The sequence below is a fragment of the Streptomyces sp. LS1784 genome, assembly GCF_020103755.1.
Taxonomy (GTDB): domain Bacteria; phylum Actinomycetota; class Actinomycetes; order Streptomycetales; family Streptomycetaceae; genus Kitasatospora.
This window is the reverse complement of the sequence record NZ_JAHSQD010000593.1, coordinates 1-4,875: the sequence shown is the minus strand read 5'-3', so window position 1 is coordinate 4,875 and position 4,875 is coordinate 1. Positions and strand designations below refer to the sequence as shown.

Below are 4,875 nucleotides of genomic sequence, written 5' to 3'. Positions count from 1 at the left end.
GACCGGGGCCGGTGACGGCGTCGCCGGGGGCGGCGAGGTCGATGCGGCCGCCGACCAGGACGGCCGAGGCGCCGTCCGGAAGCGCGCCGCCGGGGGCGAGGTCGCGGACGGCGAGCACCTCGGGGTAGGCCGCCGGGTAGGCCGGGCCGGGTTTGGCGGTTCCGGAAGTGTCGGACTGGGTGGTGTCGGGTGCGGCCGGGGCGACGATCAGCGCGCCCTTGCCGCGCGCGGCGCGGACCGCGGCCGCCAGGGCGTCGGTCCCGTTCGGCAGCGCCACCCCGACGGCGATGACCCGGGCGCCCCGTTCCGCGGCCGTGGTGATGCCCTGGGCCAGCAGGTCCGCCGAGGCGGTCCCGGCCTCGTTGGTGACCGAGACGGCGAGGATCCGGGCGCGCGGCGCGAGGCCGGCGAAGCCCGCGCCGTCGCGCTGGTCGGCGGCGATCAGGCCGGCCAGGAAGGTGCCGTGGCCGACGCAGTCCTGGGCGGGGTCGGGGCCGCCGGGCAGCGGGGCCAGGTCGAGCCGCCCGGCCAGCAGGCCGCTGCCGTCCTTGACCCCGGAGCCGAGGACGGCGACGGTGACGCCCTCGCCGCGGCTGAGCGGCCAGACCCGGTCGGGCCGCAGGAAGGTCTGCGGCCAGGGGGTGAGCTGGGTGCCCTTGGTGGACGGTGCCAGGCAGCCGGCCGGCCGCCCGCTCGCGTCGCGCCGCTGCTGGCTGACGCCGGGCAGGGCGTCGGGGGTGTCGGCCGCGGCCGTGCCCGCCGGGAGCAGAAGCCCGGAGGCCAGCGTCCCGGCGGCCAGCATCCCGGCGGCCGCCCGGACGCGGGCCGTCGGCCTCACGCGAGGCTGCCGATCCGCTCGACCGGGATGTCCTGCGGCAGCAGCAGGCTGAGCTCGTCGAGGTCCGCCACGTCCAGCCGGGACAGCCGGCCCGCCTGCCGGGTGATCATCGCCTCCAGCACCTGCCGGGCGAACCGCCCGTTGCCGAAGGACCGGTCGCGCGGGACGGCGCCGAACAGGGTGCCGAGCGCGGCCAGGGTCTCCGGGGTGCAGGTGTAGCCGGCGGCCTCGGCCTGCACCCGGACGATGGTGACGAGTTCCTGGTCCGCGTAGTGGTCGAAGGTGATCTCCCGGGAGAACCGGGAGGCCAGGCCGGGGTTGGAGGTGAGGAAGCCGCGCATCTCCTCCTGGTAGCCGGCCACGATCACCACGACCTCGTCGCGGTGGTCCTCCATCAGCTTCATCAGGGTGTCCACCGCCTCCTGTCCGAAGTCCCCGCCGGTGCCGTTGCGGGGCGTCAGGGTGTACGCCTCGTCGATGAACAGCACGCCGCCGCGGGCGCGTTCGAAGGCGTCCCGGGTGAGCTGGGCGGTGTGGCCGATGTAACGGCCGACGAGGTCGGCCCGGGCCGTCTCGATCAGCTGGCCGGAGGGCAGCACGCCGAGTTCGGCGAGGAGTTCGCCGTAGAGCCGGGCGACGGTGGTCTTGCCGGTGCCGGGCGGGCCCGAGAACACCAGGTGGTGGCTGATGGTGGCGGCGGGCAGCCCGGCCTCGATCCGGCGCCGGGTCTGCCGGGTCAGGTTGACCAGGTCCTCGACCTGTTCCTTGGCGGCGGCGAGGCCGACCATGGCGCGCAGCCGGTCGAGCAGGCCGGGTTCCTCGGCCTGCTCCTCGCCGGCGGCGGCCGCGGCGGCCTGTTCGCCGACGTCGGCGGGCAGCAGCCGGGTGAGCTCCGCGTTGTCGAAGTGCTCCAGGTCGGCGAGCCGGGAGGCCTGCCGGTCGACCATCTCCTCGAACACCTTGCGGGCGGCCCGGCCGTTGCCGAAGTCGGCGCCCTTGGGCATCCGGTCGAAGTGCGCGACGAGCGCCCCCCGGGTGCCCTCGGCGAGCTCGTAGCCGTGTCCGCCGGCGGCGTGCTCGACGATCGTGGTGAGCTCGTCGACGCTGTAGTTCCGGAACTCGACGGTGCGGCTGAACCGGGAGGCCAGGCCCGGGTTGGAGGCCAGGAACTCGCGGATCTCCGCCTCGTACCCGGCGACGATCACCACCAGGTCGTCGCGGTGGTCCTCCATCAGCTTGACGAGGGTGTCGATGGCCTCCCGGCCGAAGTCGGGGCCGGTGCCGCCGGAGCCCGCCGACAGGGCGTACGCCTCGTCGATGAACAGCACCCCGCCGAGGGCCTCCTTGACCACCTCGGTGGTCTTCAGGGCCGTCCCGCCGATGATCGAGGCGACCAGGTCGGCCCGGGCGACCTCGACCAGGTGGCCGCTGCGCAGCACGCCGAGTTCGGCGAGGATCGCGCCGTAGAGCCGGGCGACGGTGGTCTTGCCGGTGCCGGGCGGCCCGGCGAAGACGAGATGCCGGCTCATCGGCAGGGCGGGCAGCCCGGCCTGCTCGCGGCGGCGGGCCAGCTTGTTGAGGTTGACCAGGGTGGCGACCTGCTCCTTGACGCCCTCCAGTCCGACCAGGGTCTGGAGGACGGCCTGCGGGCCCTGCGGCCCGGCCGGGGCGGGGCCGGGCCCGGCGGTTCCCTCGGCCGGGGCGTTTGCCCCGTCGGCGGCGGGCACGGCGCCGGGCTCGGCGGTGGCGACCACCGCCGAGCCGTGGACGTCCGGCGAGCGGTTGTCCCGGCTGTCGAGGTTCTGCACGGCGAGACGGTCGGTCGGCTCGGTCTGCCGCAGCCCGGAGCCCTGGTTCTCGGCGGCCACGCAGTCGGTGAGCCGGACGGGCTCCACGGTCTCGGAGCGCAGCCCGTCCACGGTGTTGTCGCCGAGCTGGCAGGAGGTCAGGGTGGCGCGGGCGCCGGACAGCAGGTGCAGCCCGTGCCGCCGGTTGGTCCGCAGCCGGGTGCGGGTGGCGGTCAGTTCGCCGCCGCACTCGACGCTCGCCCCGTCGAAGGCGTTGTCGGTGGACTCGACGTCGCGCAGGGTGGCGACGCCCTCGGCCCCGACCGAGATCCCGCAGGACCCGCTGCCGCGCACCAGGCTGCCGCCGAGGTAGGTGTTGGCGCCGTCGGCGATCCGCACGCCGTGCTTCCCGGCGTCGATGACGGTGACGTCCTCCAGCCGGCCGCGCCCGTCGCGCAGCGCCTCGATCCCGTGGCCGCCGGCGGCGGTGACGGTGCTGCGGCGCAGCAGCGGGTTGGCGCCGTCGCGCACCACGACGCCGACGCCGGCCGCGTCACGGACCTCCAGGCGGTCGAACTCGGCGGCGCTCTCCCCGGTGAGGTCGACGCCGTCGGTCCCGGCGTCGCGCACCACCGCCCGCACCAGGCTGGGCCCGGCCGACTCGCCGACGTGGATGCCGGCCTGGGCGGGGGCGGTGACCTCGCAGTCCTCCAGGGTGCCCCGGGCCCGGCCGGCGATGTGCAGGCCGTGGCCCTGGGGGCGGACGGCGCGGCAGCGGCGCAGCAGCGGGTCGGTGCCGTTGGTGAGGACGTAGCCGTGGCCGCGCACGGCGGTGACGGTGCAGTCCTCCAGCACGACCCGGGCGGTGGAGCCGACGAAGACGCCGAGCGCGCTGTCCCGGATCTCGGTGCGCAGCAGGCGCGTGCTGCTCTGCTCCTCCAGGGCGACGGCGGGCTTGTCGGTGGCGGAGATCTCGCAGTCCTCGACGACGCCGCGCGACTCGCCGTTGGCGCACAGGCCGTTGCCGCGCGCGTCGCGCAGCACGCAGCGCCGGACGGTCGGGTTGGCCCGCTCGCCGATGACCACGGCCGAGGTGCCCAGGTGTTCGATGACGCTGTCCTCGATCACGCTGGTGCCGGTGGAGGTCTCCACCAGCCCGGCGCCGGCCGGGTTGGTCACCCGGCTGCCGCGCATGGCGAGTTCGCCCTGCTGGCGGGTGAGCACGGCGGTCCACGCGCTGCCGATCACCTCGCAGTCCTGCATGGCGAGTTGGCCGCGCGGGACGTCGACGGCAGGCAGGTCGTCGTCCTGCCCCTGGAGCACCAGGCCGGTGAGCTGGACGGCCTCGGTGAGCACCTGGACCACCGAACCGCGCCGGGGGCTGATCCGCACGCTGCCCCGGACGTCCTCGGCGGTGATGCTCACCACCTTGGTGAGCACCAGGTTCTCGTCGTACCGGCCGGGGCGGACCGAGATCACCGCGCCGCTGCGGGCCGCCTGGAGGGCTTCGCCGATCGTGCGGTAGGAGCCGGGCTCCCGCTGCTCCGCGCAGACCGTCAGCACCGGGCGCGACATGCCTGGGGTTCCCTTCGTCGTGGGGCGTTGTGGTTCGGGGTGGTTCAGGGGTTCGGTGGTTCGGGGCTCGGTGGTTCAGGGGGGCGGGCGGGGTCAGGCCGTGCAGGTGGCGCGGACCGCGCTGGCGGCGTGGTGGGCGAAGGTCTCAGTGCTGCCCGACCAGTCCAGGCCGCGGCTGTGCAGCGTCACCGAGATCGGGCCGCGGTAGGAGAACGGGCCCTGGTTCACCCAACTGCCCCGACTGGCCGTCTGGTTGATGGAGAACGAGCCGATCTGGCCGCCACCGCTCTGCACGGTGTAGGAGCTGGGGTTGCCGCCGACCTGCTTCACGTCGCCGCTGGCCGGGATGTAGACGGACAGGGTGCAGCTGCTGACCTTGTCCACGGTGAAGGTCCAGACCACCGAGTTGCTGTTGTCGTCCTTGTTCGCGTCGCCGGACATCGGCATCGAGGCGTACGTGCCGTTGCAGCCGTCGCCGCCGTAGCCGCCCGAGTTGTTGCGCCAGCCCTTGGTGCCCTGGTCGTACCAGCCGTTGGTCTTGTACTGGCCGCCGCCCGAGCAGTACGGGCCGGCGATCACGGTGACCGGTGCCGGCGGCTTGGCGGCGGCCGGGGGCGGCGCGGGCTGCTGGGCCGCCGGCGGGTTCGCAGCCGGGGGCTGGTTGGGGGCCGGGTT

General features: G+C 75.1%; 2 protein-coding genes and 1 pseudogene. All 3 read right to left on the bottom strand.

Features of this window, described 5'->3' with window-relative positions:
* Nucleotides 1-838: S8 family serine peptidase (locus tag KS423_RS38515; RefSeq protein WP_224284386.1), on the bottom strand; the 838-nt coding region annotated here is incomplete at its 3' end.
* Complete coding sequence (locus KS423_RS38510) at nt 835-4,200, bottom strand: right-handed parallel beta-helix repeat-containing protein (RefSeq protein ID WP_224284385.1); 3,366 nt, start codon at nt 4,198-4,200, stop codon at nt 835-837. The genes KS423_RS38515 and KS423_RS38510, both read right to left, overlap by 4 nt.
* Nucleotides 4,201-4,293: 93 nt before the next feature.
* Nucleotides 4,294-4,875, bottom strand: a pseudogene (locus tag KS423_RS38505) (hypothetical protein); the annotation flags it as partial.